Below are 16,219 nucleotides of genomic sequence, written 5' to 3'. Positions count from 1 at the left end.
TAAGATTGTGGATGTGTTTATAAATTAAATAGTTATCCACAAATAAGAAATCTGAAGTTCTTCTTTTAAGAATAACTAGAAGTATAAATTAGTCTTTTTTCAACAATCTAATTTCATCAATTGAAATGATCAAATAGACTGGAATAATTAGCATAAGAAAAGAAGTTTATAGGGTAATCATATTAGTAGTTTAATGAATTTACTTAACATATCTATATTGGTTTTCATTAAGGAGAATATCTATATTTGTGAATCCTTTTTTAGATAATCGATCAATTTAAAAAGCAGAAAACTTAACTCTTCTGCTTAATTTGAAAATACATTTTATAAAGACATATTTGGAATTTCTTCTACTTCTTCTTCATGGTAACGAATACAGATATGACGATTAGCACCAACCCCCTCTGATTCCGTAGAAATACCTGCCCAATCGGCTAAGGTTTTATGAATGACCTTACGTTCATCATTTGGCATTGGATCCAGTGCTGCATCCACATGACTTTGTTGAACCTGACGAGCTACCCGCTTGGCAATCGATTTTACCTTAGCATAACGGTCTTCCTTGTAGTGATTGATATCAATCATGACATCAATACGACGCTTAAATACCGCATTTATCGCAGCTTTTACAACAAAGTTTAAAGCCTGTAAGGTTTTCCCTTGCTTACCAATTAAGATAGCGTTATTTTCAGCGTTTAAGTTCACATGATAGGAACCACCTAAGTCTTCAATGGAAACTTCCATATCCAACTCAATTTCCGTGAAGAAAGCACCTAAATAATCAAATAAGAATTCTTTAATGTCTTCACTATCATAAATGTAAGCTTCAACACCTTCCACATCTTGATTTAAAATCGAATATTGCAATGTGCTTGGAAGAACACCACGTTCATTTGCAACGGCTTCTAACATTTCATCTAATGTTTTGCCTTTATAGATTTCCATATTAGCGACCTCCAATAGACTTCTGCTCATCAATTTTCTTTTGCACAATGACTGTCTTCACAATATCGACTAAGTTACGAACTAACCAGTAGTAAGACATACCGGAAGCCCAAGTTAAACCAAACAAAGCAATCATACCTACCATCAGGTATTGGGTCATGACTTGTTGGCTACTGCCACCAACTTCTTCTGGACGACGATGATGTTTCTTCGCTTCCGCTTCCGCTTTCTTCTTTTGCAAAATAAGCGGTAATTTAATCAGTGCAAATTGAGAAAGAATCATTAATAAGAATAAGATAACATAACCAGCAGAAGCTAGATTGCCACGCATCAATTGTTGCAAACCTTGCATTGGTGTTACTTGGAAGGTCATACCTAAGAAAGAACCATTCGCAACGGCTTCAGCACGTTGAATGGCGAAGAACATCGCCATGATGATTGGAAATTGAAGGAATTGAACCAACATCATAGAACCGGGATGAATATCATATTTATTCATCAAGGCTTGTTGCTCTTGAGCCATTTTCATACGAGCGTTGTCACTAGAAACACCTTCGTATTTTCTTTGAATCTTATTTAATTCAGGTTGAATCATCTGCATTCTTTGCATGGTTACTTGGGATTTAAAAGTAAACATTGCTAATAAAGTAGTAAGGGTAACCGTTACTAAGGCAATAGCACCACCAACACCAACTACATTTGACAAGTTGTTGATTAACCAAGCTAATGGCCAAACAAAGATAGCTGAGAACCAACTTTCTTTTTCAAAAACATATTTGAAAGTGGTTTGGCTGGTAATTAAGATTACCTTACCTTGAGCGTCATGAGGAACTGAACAACCACTGATGGTCACAATCACTCCGACAATGAAAGCTAAAGTAAGCAGCTTTTTCGTTCTTGTTGATAATTTCATAAGGACTCCTTGTGTAATGTTTAAATTATATCTTTAATTAAAGTTCTTTCCAATAGTTTTTCGTTTTCTTCAAAACACTTGTTTGGATATGCAAAACGAACAATCAAAACAACATCATAGGGATAGCGTTCAAAAGGAATCATTCCTTCCAGCATCATTCGAATTTGACGCTTGTATCGATTTCTTTGTACCGCATGACCAATTTTCTTTGGAATAGAGATACCAATTCGGGCTTGATCTTCCACTTTTTTTCGATAATAGAGCACAAAAGATGCATTCACTTTTTTCTTACCTTGGTGAATGAGTTCTTGAAACTCTTCTTTTTTCTTAATACGATTCACTTTTTTCATAAGACAAATAAAAAGTCACCTTTAGGCGACTTAAGCAGATAAAACCTTTCTTCCCTTTGCTCTACGTCTAGCAAGGACCTTACGTCCACCTACAGTAGCCATACGAGCTCTAAAGCCATGGGTAGCTTTTGTTTTTCTTTTGCTTGGTTGGTATGTTCTCTTCATCATGCCACCTCCAATACTTTTTTACATAACTGAAAACATTGCGAGATAATTATAGACAAAACCTAAGATAGTGTCAAACTACTTTTGGGTGTGAAAATACTCCTCAAAAGTAAGGTCAACACCACCTTCTTTCACCATTTTTTTCGCAACATCACTACCAACATAACGCCAATGCCAAGGCATATAAGTGTAGCCTGTAATCTTTTCTTTATGATTTGGATAGCGGAGAATAAAGCCATATTTATGCGCATTTTCAACCAACCATTTATAGGTACTTGTTTCAGCAAATTTAACTGTATTATGCCCGTCAGCTTTATCGGTAATATCCAAAGCTAAACCTGTCTGGTTCTCAGAAAAACCGGCACTGGCGGTTGTTTTATTCGCTTCTTCTTCCCCTAATAAATTCACCCGATTTTCGTAATAATCTTTTTGTTGGTCATAATTACGATAACCAGCGGTAATAAACATAGGAACCTTATCTTTTTTTGAAGCCTCAAACATTGCCTTGGCTTGATTAGCCGCTTCTTTTCTTAATTGAATAACATCGGCCGTACTATTTAAATAAGGACTAGATAAATCCGAAGGCACATAATCCTTTGGTAAACCATGTGTTTTATCCACTAAAACCGTAATGCTATTCGCTTCCGTTAAAGCTTGTGGTAAAGTTTTCTTTTGTGTATTCGTTGTGGTATTTTTTTGTTCAGGTTTAATAAAAGGTTTCGTTAATTGTGGATGGTTCAACAGAAAAATCGATACAGATAATATCACTATACCTACTACAATTACAGACTTCGCTATCACATTTAAGTTCATTCTTTTCTTAGACATAAAACTCCTTCATGTTCACTCCTTGCCATTGTACTGTATAATAATAAGCAATACAAATGGAGGATGTACACTATTATGCCAAAATTTTTAAATATTGCGATATGGGTTTTAATTGGTTATTTCATTGTTCGTATCTTTCAGACAAGCCGGAAAAACACCAAAACAAAAGGTTTAATCGAAGTCATTCGTTATGTGGATGATGAAGCTACATTCAATGATAAAATCGCTATTTTGGAAGATCAATTTCGTGATAAGAATGTTGAATATTTTCAAAAAACAGAGGTTTTAAAGCTTTGGGGTACGCTCAATCATGGAAGAACCGGTTCCTATACTTCTATATTAGAAAACATACAAGTAAAACAATTAGTGAATTATGATAAAGGGGCTTCGGTAGGTTCTAATGAAGATAGTTTCTTTTATCTATATTTATCCATTCCCAATCTTCTTTATGGTTTAAATGAATTGGACTTAATGAATGAATTATTCCGGAAATTAGAACCAATTACGGAACAATTACCTTCCGAAATGGTTGTTCAACTTGGTTTACAAGTGAAGAAATACTACCAAAGACAAGAGGACTTAGGAAAAGCCTTCTATCAATCTATCTTAGAAGGAGATTATGAAACTTTGAAATATTCTAAAAATATGATTAGTGTTTATAAATCTATTTGTTCTAGTTTGTTAGCGAAGATTGCTCAAGATGAAAATGATATCGTCACCCAAGACACTCATGCAGAAGAAATCCAACACTTCGCCTCTTTTAGTGTTGGACAGCGTTTCTTAAAGAACCTCGGCTTCCGGCTTCCAAAAGAAAAAGAGGAAGAAAAGGAAGAACCTACGGAACAGGACATGAATGAAACTATGGTGATGGAGAAACTAACCGATCCGGAAGATGAGAATCAAAAATGAAATTGATTGTTGGTTTAGGAAATCCGGGTCGGAAATATGAAAAAACCAGGCATAACAGTGGTTTTTTAGTCATGGATGAATTGGCTCGTTTGTGCCATGCTGATATTTCTCAAAATAAATGGAATGCCTTGATTACACAAGTTCGCATTGGTTCCGAACAAGTCATCTTAATGAAACCGCAAACTTTTATGAATGAATCGGGGATAGCTGTACGTCAAGCCTTTGATTTTTATAAGATAGCTTTGGAAGATATGCTGGTCATTCATGATGATATGGATTTAAAAGTAGGTTCACTTCGCATCCGTAAAAAAGGATCCAGTGGTGGACAAAAGGGAATGAAGTCTATTCAACAACACCTGAATAGCCAAGATATATCACGCATTCGTGTTGGTGTCGGTCATAGCAATCCGGGGGTTCATGAAGAAGTGCCGGATTGGGTATTGTCGCCGGTCTTTCCAGAAGAAAGAGAAACGTTTCAACAAGTTATTGAACAAGCAGCGAAAGCTTGTTATGAATGGGTGAATGAACCAATGGATTTGGTGATGAATCGTTTTAATAAGAAGGGTTAATGCAATGAACTCTTCTTTTGGTTGTATAATCACTAAGCAAAGGAGCATTGATTTTGTTGATACCGAATTGGTTAGTTCAAGTCACAAAAGAAAATAAAGCCTTAGATCAAATTCAGAAAAAGAAATCTCCGATTGCGATTTCATCTGTCATTCAAGAGGCTCTTTTAATCGTGCTTTCTTATAAACAAAAGCCAAGACCAATAATAGTCTTAAAATCCAATTTATACCTAGCTCAACAATTCTATGAAAGACTAACTTCTTTTTTATCCGATGAAGAATGCTCTTTATTTGGAACCGATGAAAGTCTTCGCATGGAAGCTATTGCGTCCTCGCCTGAATTAAGTGCGCAACAAGTCGATACTTTATCTTCTTTACAGAAACATCCAAATCAGATTGTTGTTACTTGTCCATCGGCTTATCTAAGATTTTTACCACTACCTAGTCAATTCCAGGAAGTTTCCATTCATTTAAAAGTCAATGAAGAATACTCCATGAATGACTTAAAAGAAAAATTACTGGCAAGCGGTTATCACCAACAATCTCATATTGACCAACCGTTAAGCTTTGCGATTCGGGGAGGCATCGTGGATGTGTATTCCATTAATTATGACCATCCTATTCGCTTAGAATTTTTTGATACAGAAATAGAATCCATTCGTTTCTTTGATGAAAATTCTCAAAAAACCATTGGAACTATTCAAGAAGTAGAGATTGTGCCAGCTTCAATTGTCTTTTTTTCAAAAGATCAAATCCAAGAAATTAAAGAGAACATTCAACAAGATTTAAACAATAATCCTAATGTGTTTTTACAAGATGAACTAAGAAATACCTTAGAGGCGATGGATGCTTATTTATTTGATAAGAGTATGTATCCATATTATGCGTTTGTTTCAAAAGTAGCTGGTCTATGGGATTATATGAATCAAGCGGAATTGTTTATTTCCGATGAAATCTTAGTACGAGATGCGATTAAGCGTTTAAAGGAAGACACCATTTCTTACATTCAAGAAATGGCACAGGAAAATAAACTGCTTCCTCGCTTTGCTTTGTGGCATGACTTGGAAAGAAGTGTACCAAAAGTACGTTGTTATTATGGCGATAGTTATGGCGATAATATTGCCCATATTGAAGAAGTTTATTTACCAAATGAACCTTTAGAAAAAAGAATTCAAATTGCACAAAGACAAATGACCACTATCTTTGTTTTAAATAAGAAAGAAATGCAAAGAGTGTGTGAAATCCTAAACCAAGAAAAGGCAGATTATCAATTTCTAAAGGGGAAAGACGAACTTGGTCAGGCTTCTTTGTATTTATATGAAGCAGATTGGTCACAAGGCTTCTTTTTAGCAGATAAAAATGTGGCAGTGTATACAGCACGTGAATTATTAGAAGTGCATCATCGTAAAGGTCGTTATGAAAATAAGTTTCGTAATGCGGAAGTGATTCATGCTTACCAAGAATTGGAACCGGGAGATTATGTGGTGCATGCGCATTATGGCGTCGGTCAATACCTGGGAATTGAAACCAAGGAAATTAAGCATATCAAACGAGATTTCCTAAGAATTATCTATAGAGCTAATTCGGAATTATTAGTTCCTTTAGAACAATTTCGTCTAGTTCGCAAGTTTGTATCAAGAGAGGGAGTGGTTCCTAAGTTAAACAAACTTGGTTCAGGAGATTGGGAAAAAACCAAAGCCAAGCTACAAAAAAATGTGGAAGAAATAGCCGGTCGTTTATTAGACTTGTATTCCGCTCGTGAACAACACATCGGCTATGCGTTTTCAAAGGATACTGAAGAAACAAAAAGATTTGAGGATGCTTTTCCATATGATTTAACCATTGATCAAGAAAGAGCAATGGTAGAAATCAAGAAGGATATGGAAAGTAATAAGCCCATGGATCGCTTGATTTGTGGTGATGTTGGTTTTGGTAAAACGGAAGTATCCATTCGAGCTTCCTTTAAAGCCGTTACTGACTATAAACAAGTGGTCGTTTTATGTCCAACAACCATCCTTGCTGAGCAACATTTTTCGACCTTTAAAAATCGTTATAAAGACTTTGCGGTTCGGATTGAAATCTTAGACCGTTTTGTACCTAAGAATAAACAAAAAGAAATAGTAGAAGATTTAGCGAAGGGAAAGGTGGATATTCTCATCGGTACACATCGTGTGTTGTCAAAGGATATTCATTTTAAAGATTTAGGTTTACTCATTATTGATGAAGAACAACGCTTTGGAGTCGAACACAAAGAAAAGATTAAGGAATTAAGAAATGGAGTGGATGTTTTAGCCCTAAGTGCAACACCAATTCCAAGAACACTTCAAATGTCTTTAATTGGCGTTCGTTCTTTATCTCAGCTAGAAACACCACCGTTAAATCGTTATTCCGTACAAACCTATGTGGTTGAAAAAAACCAAGCTTTAATTGTGGATGCGATTCAAAAGGAATTATCGCGTAAGGGGCAGGTTTTCTATTTATATAACAATATTGAATTTATTTACAACAAAGCTCGTACTTTACAGAAAGAGTTACCAGATGCACGGATTGGCGTTGTTCATGGTCAATTAGGACGTGAAGAAATTGAAGATATTATGTGGCGCTTTCATAATAAAGAAATAGATGTTTTAGTAACTACAACGATTATTGAAAATGGAATTGATATTCCAAATGTAAATACCATCTTTATTGAGGATGCTCAAAATTTCGGTTTATCACAAATTTACCAAATGAAAGGAAGGGTAGGTCGTTCGAATCGCTTGGCTTATGCGTATTTACTGATTCCAACGCGAAAACAATTATCGGAAATTGCCCAAAAGCGATTACAAGCTATCAAAGAGTTTGCGAAATTAGGCTCCGGCTATAAAGTGGCGATGCGTGATTTAACCATTCGTGGAGCAGGAGATTTACTAGGTTCTTCGCAATCTGGATTTATTGATACCGTTGGTATTGATATGTATATTGAAATGCTGGAAATGGCGATTGAAGCTAAGAAGAACAATCAAGTCGTGGAAAAGAAAGAGGCGAAAGTAAAAAACAACATTCAAGTTTCTTCATATATTCCAAAAGGCTTTGCGGCGGATGATTTTGATAAGCTGGATTTATATCAAAGAATTGATGCCTTGCGAACAAGTGAGGAATTAATGGAGTATAAGGTGGAAATTCGTGATCAATATGGTCGTTTACCAAAAGAGGTGGAAACTATTTTTGATAAGAAAGAATTGGATTTGGCTTTATCGCAAGCTCATGTTCAACATTATCTTGAAACTGTTAAAGGTAAAGAGATTACGTTTAGTCCATTGTTTTCACAAAGTGTGGATGGAGTGAAATTATTTTCGTTGTATTCAGAGTTGTCAAAGGATATTCAATTGAAGTATTTAAATCGGGCCATTACAGTTATTGTTCCAAATAATGAGAGTTTAAAGGTTTGTACGAAAGCTATTTATCTAGCAAAGGAGGCAATTCGTCATGAGAGTTGATAAATTTTTAAAGATTTCAAGGATATTAAAAAGAAGAACCATTTCAAAAGAATTGGCACTTCATGAACGAATTAAAATCAATGATAAGATTGTTAAGCCCAGTCATGAAGTGAAAGTAGGGGATGTGGTAGAGATTCAATATGGATTAAGAGTGCTTGCGGTTCGTGTCCTTTCGATGCAAGAAAAAACAAGAAAAGCGGATGCGGCTGAGATGTATGAGGTTGTTTATGAGAAACACTTAAATCTTGATGAATAGTGTGTTTCGTGATAAATTCTAAATGAGGAAATTATGGCAAAGAAAAGTAAGAAAACACGTTTAAAACCACTAACAAAGCTATTTCTTTTAGGGGCAACTGTCTTTATGTTGATACAGGTTATTCGTCAAGTGAATATGAATTTAACTTTACAATCACAATTAGCGGATGCGAAGGAAAAGCTTCAAAAGGTGAAGGATGAAAATAATCGACTTAATTCTGAAAAAGAGAAATTACAGGATCCGGATTATGTAGAAAGTTATGCTCGTTCAAACTATATGTTATCGAAGGATGGTGAACAAATTTTCTACATTCCAAAGGGGAAATAGCTATGAAAAAAATTAGTTTAGTTCTTTTGGTCAGTCTTCTTTTAGTGGCGTGTGGTACGAAAAAGGAAGAACCAAAAGTGGAAGAAAAGAAAGCAGAAACCAAAGAAACGCCACAGCCAAAAGAGGAAGATAAGACAAAATCTTTATCTCCAGATGAAGTAACTGATTTTGACCGCAATGCAGTAACGACTTTAATTAATCAAGAATTGCGTAAGAAATTTGGTGGTGATGTTGACTTAGTGAGCCAACAATCTATCTCTTTTACAAAGAAAGACGCTATGATTACTGCCAAGGGTACGTATTCTTTAAAGGGTGTTCGCAATGGCTTTGAGTTCCAATTTCAAGATAAGAATGTGGAATATGTTTTAACTTCTTCCAATATTCAAACTTCAATGACGCAAAGTAAAAAATCAGATGAAACACAAACTACATTACCCAATGAAAAACTGTATAAAACTTACGAAATGCGCGTTGGTTCAGGAATTTCTTTTACGGCGAAGCATAGTGGTGCCGGCAGCGTAAGAGCAACAGCTAAAAAAGAGGATGGAAAAGAAATTGAAATCTTCAATGAAAGTGGTACGTTTGAAAAGACGGTCACAACGGATTTAGAAGCGGGGAAATATACGATTTCGGTCTACACAACCGGTGGTAGTTTCAGTTTCAATTATCACGGGAAATAAAGAGATAAAATTTTTTAGGTTTTAAAGGGGTATTGGATCATTAGAAAACAGTAAACTTTATTGATATGTGTCTGAAAAATGGGTACATATCATAGAGTTACTGTTTTTCTTTTGTATGGAAGTCATTATTTTAATAAATGAATATTATCTTCAGGAATAAAGTCTATTTCAGGATGATTCTCAAGATAACCGGCAACTAAATCCGCAAAATCAATACCATTGTTTTGAATAACGACAGCTTCTTTTAACATATCAAAATTACCTCCGCCAGCAGCTCGATAGCTATTTAAAGCAATAGTAAATTCCTCTTCATCTTGCACACTATTTCCCTGGAAAACAAGCTGAGTAATTCGTTCATTAACTGGTTTGCTTAAATCAATGCTGTAATCAACACCGTCTATCATATCGTAGTTGTAATTCATCTTCTTTGGATAAATAAAGTTTTGTGATACCTCAATATCATTTCCTTTTAAAGTCCAATAAGAAGCACATTGTTCTAAGTAGGCTTTCAATTGTGCCCCCGTAATCTTTTTAACAACTAAGGTATTATCATAAATATACGTAGAAACAATATCTCGCATGGTAATGGTTTCTTTAAAACCAACAGCACCATCATAAATAGCGGAACCAGCCAATTGTGCTCCTGTTGTTTCCATTTGAATACGATTGATAAAAGTGACCAAAGGCGCTTTCTTTAAACGAGCTTGGAAGGTATCATGAATAGATAAATCCACTTTTGAATGACCAACAACAGTATCTAACCACTTTTGTGTTTCCCTTTCTTCTTTTTCCACTAATTTCATCATAGCTTCATCCGCCAACATATCATTTAATAGAATATGACTTTCAATATGATGATTTTCCGGATAAATATCAATCAAAGCTAATTCTTGTCCTTTATCAAGGGTTTGGGTGTAAATCGTATGAAATAACTCACCTGCTAAAGAACGATGTTGATGACCGCTAATCAGGACATCAATACCGGAAATCTCTTTTAAAATACGATAGCCTTGGTTTTCTCCGCGGTCTTCTTCTAATAAAGAACCATTGTTCAAATCTCTTTCAAAACCACCATGGTACATGCAAATGATGTAGTCCGGTTGTTCAAATTTTTGTAAATACTCGACGATTTTCTTCGCACTTTCATACGCATCCACAAATTCTAAACCGGCAATATTTTTTTCACTTTCCCAAGTTGGCGTATAAGAAGTCACAAGACTAAAAAAAGCTAGTCTAACACCTTCTACCTCTTTAACGGCATAACTTAAACCAAGAGGGACACCATCTCTTTTCACATTGGCACACAAACAAGGACTACCTACATGGTCAAGATGAGTTTGTAAGGCCTTTTGACCATAGTTAAAATCATGATTGCCTAGACCGATGAAATCATAATGCATTTCCTTCATGGCTTTGGTCATTGGATTAACATCATCAGCATGGAAATGATAATGATGACGAGTTAAAGGAGAACCTTGAATTGCGTCGCCGTTGTCCACTAAAATTGTGTGTTCATCTTTCAAAGAGTGAACGAGAGTCTTTAGACGAGCTAAACCGATGTTTAGGGATAAACCATTCGAGTATTGAGTTGGTAAGACGGTTCCATGGATGTCTGAAGTAGCTAAGATACGAATTCTTTTCATAGAGCTAAAATCCTTTCAATTTACTAATTATACAACAGCCGTGGTATGATTAAATTATGAATGCGGTTAGAAAAGAATTAAATTTAAGGGATTTAGGAAACATTCCAACTAGAACAGGACGAAAAATTAAAGAAGGTCTTTTCTACCGTTCATCGGGCTTAAATAAATTTAATGAACAAGATTTAGAGATAGTCAAAGCAATGGGTTTAAAAAAAATCATTGATCTTCGCTCTAAAGAAGAAAGGATGAAGTCACCTGATCCGGATTTAGGTGTACCAATTATTTATTTTGACAGCTATCGAGCAAAATATATGGATGATATTAATTTCGGTTTTGATGGTATGTTACGAAAAGGAAAAGAGGGACTTCACCAGCAAGAACTTCGAGTGAAATACTATGAAAATATGCCTTTTGGAAATCCTTATTTAAAGAAAGCGATGGAGCTAATTCAAGAGGATAATGTGCCATTCTTATTCCATTGTGCTAGTGGTAAAGATCGTACAGGTGTTATGGCAATCGTTATCTTGGGTCTATTTGAAGTGGAACAAGAAAAAATGATAGAAGATTATTTACTAACCAATTTGTATCGTAAATCCATCATTGATCAAGCTTTTTCGGAAAGAGCTTCTTTATTGCAAGAATATCCGGAGTTAAAGGGACCATTATTAGAAACATTTGGTGTGAAATCAGAAATGGGGTTAGCGATTATTTCGTCTATCCTAAATCGATATGGTGGTTTTGATCAGTATTATGAACAAGAATTTGGTATTGATGCCGAACTTAGAAAAACGTTGATTGAGCGCTATACAGAGAAATAAAAAAGGATTAACTATCCTTTTTTTCTGTTTAATAACAAGGTTGGCGGTTTAAAGTAATTGTTAATACAACAAAAATAGAAAAAAGACGAAGTTTTGTTCTATCACAAAAAAGACTTCACTAGGAAGTCTTAAAATGAACTATTGACGACCATGTGCCAAACGAGCACGAATCTTTGTTGAACAATATTCAATAATAATAACTAATACAATTAAGGATAGTAAGAAAGCTCCAACCGCATTCCATTTACTATTAGAAATAGCTTGTGATAATGGTGAACCAATACCACCGGCTCCAACAATACCTAAGATAGTCGCATCTTTTAAGTTAATATCAAAACGATAAATAGCGGTTGAAATAAAGGAAGCACTTAATTGTGGTAAAATACCAATCCTTACTTTTTGGAAGGTAGTACATCCCATCGCATCTAAGGACTCTAGGATACCCGTATCCAAGTCTTCAATAGCGGTGATATACATCTTAGAAATCATCCCAATCGAACATATCGCTTGTGTCACAACGCCACAGAAAGGACCAGGACCGGTCACACGAATCCAAACCAAAGCCCAAATCAAAGCCGGGATGGTACGAATCAATAAGATAATAGCGCGAAAAATATACGCAATTGGTTTTGGTACGATGGTTGTGGAAGCTAAAAAACTAAATGGAATAGCTAGAATAGCACCAATAATGGTTCCTAAGACCGCAATCGCAATGGTTTGAAGAATTAAATAAGGAATTCCATTTTCCGTTAAGTTTAAGATTAAATCCCAGTTAGGGGAGAAAAGACCTTTGGTAACACCTTTCGCAACATTCATTCCGGCTTCTGTAAAGCCTGCAAATTTAAGGGAAGAAGATCCCCATAACAAGGCAATAAAGATAACTAGGAAAACCGCAAAATTACGTAGGAAAGTTTTCGGCTCTTTGTTTAACATTTGATCGATTTGGTTATACATAAAGCCTCCTTTAAGATAATTTCTTTCTAATCATATTATTCACAAAATCAATCAACCAAACCACAATGAAGACGGATAGAAGAATCATACCTAAGTCGCTATAAGCTCTAAATCCCGTTCTTTCACGAATAAGGATACCTAAACCACCGGCTCCAACATAACCTAGGATAGAAGAAGCACGGACATTTAACTCAAAACAATACAAGCAATCGTCAATGTAGGTTGGTAAAATTTGTGGCATACAAGCTGTCCAGAAAGATTTAAATGTACTTGCTCCCATAGAAATCATTGCTTCATAAGGTCCCATATCAATTGTTTCAATGCTTTCATACAACATTTTCGCTACAATACCAACAGTAAAGACAATAATCGCCACCGTGCCGGCTAATGTTCCTAAACTAAAGACCAACGCAAAGATAGAAGCATAAATCAAAGCCGGAACCGAACGCAATACTGAAAGAATAAAACGGAAAACCAATAAACTAGGACGGTTTTTATTGATATTACTAGAAGAAAGAATGGCTAAAGGTAAGCCAATCAAACAGCCGAAAATCGTACCTGCCACCGACATTTGAATGGTTTCAACAAGGGGAGTCATCACGTGTGAAAAGTAATTGAAGTTTGGCTGGAAAATTTTACTTAAAATAACTGTAAATTCACTAATACGCGAAACCAAAAGAGAAAAATCAAAGTTTGTCATCTTGGCGGAAATATACACAACAACCACTAAAGTCACTAAGATAAAGGGCATACGATTAACCGGTTTATCAACGGTATGACCATTTTCTAAGCGAATGGTTTTGGCTTTGAATATACGATCAAATAAGGATGTTTTCATGCCTTAACCTCTTCATTGCCTTTATAGATATAATCCAAAGTTGCTTGGTCTAGATTTTTCACTAAACCATCATAAACAATATGACCTTTACGAATACCAATAATGCGCGTCGCATATTTAAGGGCTAAATCCACATGGTGAATATTCAATAGGATAGAAATATTCATTTCTTGATTGATGCGTTTGAAATCTGACATGACCACATCGGCCATGATTGGATCCAGGGACGCAACCGGTTCATCGGCTAAAATAATCGATGGATTTTGATTTAAGGTACGAGCTAAAGCAACGCGTTGCATTTGACCACCCGATAGTTCATCCACACGACTGTAAGCTTTATCAAGAATATTGACTTTGTCTAGTGCTTCCAGAGCGTGAAGCTTTTGTGCTTTGGAGTAAGAGGAGAACAATACTTTATACCAAGGCATATCCGGAACATTGGCCGCTAAAACATTGTTTAAAACAGTAGCGCGTGAAACTAAATTAAAGGATTGGAAAATCATGCCAACTTTGCGACGATATTTACGAAGATCCTCCCCTTTTAGTTTAGAAACATCTTCTCCATCGACGATTAACTCACCTTCTGTGATATCAATCATTCGGTTGACCGTACGAATCAAAGTGGATTTACCGGCACCGGATAAACCAATAATAGCGATAAAATTACCTTGCTCAATTTTTAAATCAACATTTTCCAGACCTTTTGTGCCATTGGGATATGTTTTAGAAACATTTTTAAATTCAATCATGTTGTTCTCCTTTTTACTTAAACGATAAAAAGACGATGCCTGAAAAGCACCATCCAGAATTCTTTTTACTTTTGATTTTGAACTGCTTTTAGAGCTTGACGAGCGCCGTCATAATCTTTATCGTTGGCTTTTGCGTATCCACTGTGCTTGTAAATACCGAAAATTTTCTTACCTTCCTCCGTCTTCGATAATTCCATAATCGAATCTTGGAAAGCGGTTATAAATTCTTTGTTGTAGATTTCAGGTTTTTTCATGGTTACGGTTACTGTATCGTTATAAACATTTTTGGTAACTCCGATAACATTCAATTCATTCCAGATGGAATCCTTGCGCCCCCATTCTTTTTGCCATTGCTTTTCATAGTCTTGACGACCATCTGCGTAACATACGATAACATCAATTTGTTCAGCGGCGGCTTGTTGGAATTCGGCGGCGTAGTTTAAGGTTGTTACCTTGGATAAGTCTTTAATACTCTTACCCTTGAATTGCTCTTGTAACCACATAGTTGGATAAATATAACCAGCAGAGCTTGTCACATCACGAACTGCCCACTTAGCCCCATCTAAATCTTCCCATGTTAATTTTTCACCGGCGTTAACTTTAGCCGCCAACTTCTTACCATATGCAGAAGGTCCAGCGTAAATTAAACCTTTGTAATAAGTCACCGGCTTTGTACTGTTTTGGGTCTTATTCGCATCGCCATTCCAATCCTTAGGGGTCGTGGAATCGTTTTTGAAACCATGACGAGTAGCGGTTAAGACAACATCTGAATCATGGGAATAAAGAGCATAAGTTCCACCGGGTAACCAAGCTACATCAACTGAACCGGCGGATAAAGCTTCCCCGGCAGCTTCATAACTATCAGAAACGGAAATGTCCACTTTACCGATGTTATATCCCTTTTCTTTCATCTTTGCCTTGAATAAATCACCTAAATTAGAAGTTGCTTTGATGATTTCATCTGTTGGACGAGATGGAACGAATTGGAATTTAAGACTAGCAATGTCTTTTGTACCTGTGTCAGCAGGTAATGCACGTCCATTCGCATCCTTCTTAGTTGTGTTAGCAGCTTTTCCGGAACTACAGCCAACTAATAGAGCAGCTGTAAGAAGCGATACCGAGATCTTTTTGATGTTCATATTTTTTCCTCCCAAATTGAACAATTTCATTATACAGAAAAAACACCTTAATAAATTATTTATTTATTCACAAATGATGTTTCTTTTATCAGGTGTATAATAGAGCAGTATTGCGTCAGTAGCAGCTACCTGACGATAATCAAAATAAGGAGAAAAAATGAATACAAAAACATTAACGCATATAGCGATGATTGCGGCGGTGTATACCGTTGTTTCCCTGGTTTTAGCACCATTTACATATGGGACAATCCAAGTTCGTGTGGCGGAAGCTTTAACGATGTTACCATTGATTTATGTACCATCTATTTGGGGTGTAACGTTAGGTTGCTTCTTAACCAATCTAATTGGTGCGTTCATGGGTACGAATCCAACCGGTTTTATTGATGCGATTATTGGTACATCAGCGACTTTCTTAGCCGCTTATGGAACCCATTACTTCCGTGATAAGAAAATTAAAAATATCCCTATTCTTAGTATCTTATGCCCCATTATTTTGAATTTTATCTTTGTTGGTGCAGAGTTAGCGTACTTGTTTAACCCGGATAACCTTGTGGTTGGCTTCTTAATTCAAGGCACCAGTGTAGCCATTGGTGAAACCATTAGTGTTGTCTTAGGCTATCTATTGATGAATCCCATGAAACGATTTATCCGGTAAAGGAC

18 protein-coding genes are annotated in these 16,219 nt (G+C 35.9%); 8 read left to right on the top strand and 10 right to left on the bottom strand.

Annotated elements, in window-relative coordinates; all coding sequences use genetic code 11:
- Positions 1–324 precede the first annotated feature (324 nt).
- The 5 genes from JOS54_RS07850 to JOS54_RS07830 form a co-directional block, all read right to left on the bottom strand.
- Positions 325–945 (bottom strand): R3H domain-containing nucleic acid-binding protein, encoded by a 621-nt coding sequence (locus JOS54_RS07850; protein ID WP_203245032.1) that lies wholly within the window; start codon positions 943–945, stop codon positions 325–327.
- Between the two features lies 1 nt (position 946).
- Positions 947–1,858 carry a YidC/Oxa1 family membrane protein insertase gene (locus tag JOS54_RS07845; protein WP_203245031.1) on the bottom strand — a complete coding sequence of 304 codons (912 nt, stop codon included), beginning with the start codon at positions 1,856–1,858 and terminating at the stop codon, positions 947–949.
- A gap of 20 nt (positions 1,859–1,878) precedes the next feature.
- Positions 1,879–2,208: a ribonuclease P protein component gene (rnpA, locus tag JOS54_RS07840; protein ID WP_203245030.1), complete on the bottom strand. Its 330-nt coding sequence runs from the start codon at positions 2,206–2,208 to the stop codon at positions 1,879–1,881.
- A 30-nt stretch (positions 2,209–2,238) separates the two neighbouring features.
- Positions 2,239–2,373, bottom strand: a complete 135-nt coding sequence (rpmH, locus tag JOS54_RS07835) for a 50S ribosomal protein L34 (RefSeq protein WP_203245809.1) — start codon at positions 2,371–2,373, stop codon at positions 2,239–2,241.
- 78 nt (positions 2,374–2,451) lie between these two features.
- Positions 2,452–3,201, bottom strand: a complete 750-nt coding sequence (locus tag JOS54_RS07830) for a M15 family metallopeptidase (protein WP_203245029.1) — start codon at positions 3,199–3,201, stop codon at positions 2,452–2,454.
- Positions 3,202–3,276: 75 nt separating this feature from the next.
- Between JOS54_RS07830 and JOS54_RS07825 the strand changes: the two genes are divergently transcribed.
- The 6 genes from JOS54_RS07825 to JOS54_RS07800 are packed head-to-tail and all read left to right on the top strand — an operon-like array spanning position 3,277 to position 9,418.
- Positions 3,277–4,110, top strand: coding sequence for a hypothetical protein (locus JOS54_RS07825; RefSeq protein ID WP_203245028.1), 834 nt, complete (start codon positions 3,277–3,279; stop codon positions 4,108–4,110).
- The gene (gene pth, locus JOS54_RS07820; RefSeq protein ID WP_203245027.1) at positions 4,107–4,679 is read left to right on the top strand and encodes an aminoacyl-tRNA hydrolase; all 573 of its coding nucleotides are present in this window, start codon (positions 4,107–4,109) and stop codon (positions 4,677–4,679) included. The genes JOS54_RS07825 and pth overlap by 4 nt, the downstream gene beginning before the upstream one ends.
- Positions 4,680–4,732: 53 nt before the next feature.
- Entirely contained in the window at positions 4,733–8,155 is a 3,423-nt protein-coding gene (gene mfd, locus JOS54_RS07815) for a transcription-repair coupling factor (RefSeq protein ID WP_238928354.1), read from the top strand.
- On the top strand, positions 8,145–8,411 hold the full coding sequence (locus tag JOS54_RS07810; RefSeq protein ID WP_203245026.1) for an RNA-binding S4 domain-containing protein: 267 nt from the start codon (positions 8,145–8,147) through the stop codon (positions 8,409–8,411). The genes mfd and JOS54_RS07810 overlap by 11 nt, the downstream gene beginning before the upstream one ends.
- 33 nt (positions 8,412–8,444) lie before the next feature.
- Positions 8,445–8,738, top strand: coding sequence for a septum formation initiator family protein (locus tag JOS54_RS07805; protein ID WP_203245025.1), 294 nt, complete (start codon positions 8,445–8,447; stop codon positions 8,736–8,738).
- Positions 8,739–8,740: 2 nt separating this feature from the next.
- Positions 8,741–9,418, top strand: coding sequence for a hypothetical protein (locus JOS54_RS07800; protein WP_203245024.1), 678 nt, complete (start codon positions 8,741–8,743; stop codon positions 9,416–9,418).
- Positions 9,419–9,543: 125 nt separating this feature from the next.
- Here JOS54_RS07800 and JOS54_RS07795 read toward each other — a convergent pair whose 3' ends face one another.
- Positions 9,544–11,061, bottom strand: coding sequence for a bifunctional UDP-sugar hydrolase/5'-nucleotidase (locus tag JOS54_RS07795; protein WP_203245023.1), 1,518 nt, complete (start codon positions 11,059–11,061; stop codon positions 9,544–9,546).
- 56 nt (positions 11,062–11,117) lie between these two features.
- On the opposite strand from JOS54_RS07795, the gene JOS54_RS07790 reads away from it, so the two are divergent.
- Positions 11,118–11,879 carry a tyrosine-protein phosphatase gene (locus JOS54_RS07790; RefSeq protein WP_203245022.1) on the top strand — a complete coding sequence of 254 codons (762 nt, stop codon included), beginning with the start codon at positions 11,118–11,120 and terminating at the stop codon, positions 11,877–11,879.
- Positions 11,880–12,017: 138 nt separating this feature from the next.
- Here the strand turns inward: JOS54_RS07790 and phnE (JOS54_RS07785) are convergent, their stop codons facing one another.
- From phnE (JOS54_RS07785) to JOS54_RS07770, 4 genes are all read right to left on the bottom strand, one after another.
- The gene (phnE, locus tag JOS54_RS07785; RefSeq protein ID WP_203245021.1) at positions 12,018–12,833 is read right to left on the bottom strand and encodes a phosphonate ABC transporter, permease protein PhnE; all 816 of its coding nucleotides are present in this window, start codon (positions 12,831–12,833) and stop codon (positions 12,018–12,020) included.
- Positions 12,834–12,843: 10 nt separating this feature from the next.
- On the bottom strand, positions 12,844–13,671 hold the full coding sequence (gene phnE, locus JOS54_RS07780; RefSeq protein WP_203245020.1) for a phosphonate ABC transporter, permease protein PhnE: 828 nt from the start codon (positions 13,669–13,671) through the stop codon (positions 12,844–12,846).
- A complete protein-coding gene (gene phnC, locus JOS54_RS07775) occupies positions 13,668–14,420 on the bottom strand; it encodes a phosphonate ABC transporter ATP-binding protein (RefSeq protein WP_203245019.1) in 753 nt (250 codons plus the stop codon). The genes phnE (JOS54_RS07780) and phnC overlap by 4 nt, the downstream gene beginning before the upstream one ends.
- Positions 14,421–14,485: 65 nt before the next feature.
- Complete coding sequence (locus JOS54_RS07770) at positions 14,486–15,559, bottom strand: phosphate/phosphite/phosphonate ABC transporter substrate-binding protein (protein WP_203245018.1); 1,074 nt, start codon at positions 15,557–15,559, stop codon at positions 14,486–14,488.
- A gap of 157 nt (positions 15,560–15,716) precedes the next feature.
- Between JOS54_RS07770 and JOS54_RS07765 the strand changes: the two genes are divergently transcribed.
- Positions 15,717–16,214: a QueT transporter family protein gene (locus JOS54_RS07765; protein WP_203245017.1), complete on the top strand. Its 498-nt coding sequence runs from the start codon at positions 15,717–15,719 to the stop codon at positions 16,212–16,214.
- Positions 16,215–16,219 lie beyond the last annotated feature (5 nt).

Source organism: Bulleidia sp. zg-1006 (genome assembly GCF_016812035.1).
Lineage (GTDB): Bacteria > Bacillota_I > Bacilli_A > Erysipelotrichales > Erysipelotrichaceae > Bulleidia.
This window is presented reverse-complemented; position numbering and strand designations above follow the sequence as displayed.

Coding starts and splice junctions, on each gene's coding strand:
- JOS54_RS07850 (WP_203245032.1), bottom strand. CDS start 945: ATGGAAATCTATAAAGGCAAAACATTAGATGAAATGTTAGAAGCCGTT.
- JOS54_RS07845 (WP_203245031.1), bottom strand. CDS start 1,858: ATGAAATTATCAACAAGAACGAAAAAGCTGCTTACTTTAGCTTTCATT.
- rnpA (WP_203245030.1), bottom strand. CDS start 2,208: ATGAAAAAAGTGAATCGTATTAAGAAAAAAGAAGAGTTTCAAGAACTC.
- rpmH (WP_203245809.1), bottom strand. CDS start 2,373: ATGAAGAGAACATACCAACCAAGCAAAAGAAAAACAAAAGCTACCCAT.
- JOS54_RS07830 (WP_203245029.1), bottom strand. CDS start 3,201: ATGTCTAAGAAAAGAATGAACTTAAATGTGATAGCGAAGTCTGTAATT.
- JOS54_RS07825 (WP_203245028.1), top strand. CDS start 3,277: ATGCCAAAATTTTTAAATATTGCGATATGGGTTTTAATTGGTTATTTC.
- pth (WP_203245027.1), top strand. CDS start 4,107: ATGAAATTGATTGTTGGTTTAGGAAATCCGGGTCGGAAATATGAAAAA.
- JOS54_RS07810 (WP_203245026.1), top strand. CDS start 8,145: ATGAGAGTTGATAAATTTTTAAAGATTTCAAGGATATTAAAAAGAAGA.
- JOS54_RS07805 (WP_203245025.1), top strand. CDS start 8,445: ATGGCAAAGAAAAGTAAGAAAACACGTTTAAAACCACTAACAAAGCTA.
- JOS54_RS07800 (WP_203245024.1), top strand. CDS start 8,741: ATGAAAAAAATTAGTTTAGTTCTTTTGGTCAGTCTTCTTTTAGTGGCG.
- JOS54_RS07795 (WP_203245023.1), bottom strand. CDS start 11,061: ATGAAAAGAATTCGTATCTTAGCTACTTCAGACATCCATGGAACCGTC.
- JOS54_RS07790 (WP_203245022.1), top strand. CDS start 11,118: ATGAATGCGGTTAGAAAAGAATTAAATTTAAGGGATTTAGGAAACATT.
- phnE (WP_203245021.1), bottom strand. CDS start 12,833: ATGTATAACCAAATCGATCAAATGTTAAACAAAGAGCCGAAAACTTTC.
- phnE (WP_203245020.1), bottom strand. CDS start 13,671: ATGAAAACATCCTTATTTGATCGTATATTCAAAGCCAAAACCATTCGC.
- phnC (WP_203245019.1), bottom strand. CDS start 14,420: ATGATTGAATTTAAAAATGTTTCTAAAACATATCCCAATGGCACAAAA.
- JOS54_RS07770 (WP_203245018.1), bottom strand. CDS start 15,559: ATGAACATCAAAAAGATCTCGGTATCGCTTCTTACAGCTGCTCTATTA.
- JOS54_RS07765 (WP_203245017.1), top strand. CDS start 15,717: ATGAATACAAAAACATTAACGCATATAGCGATGATTGCGGCGGTGTAT.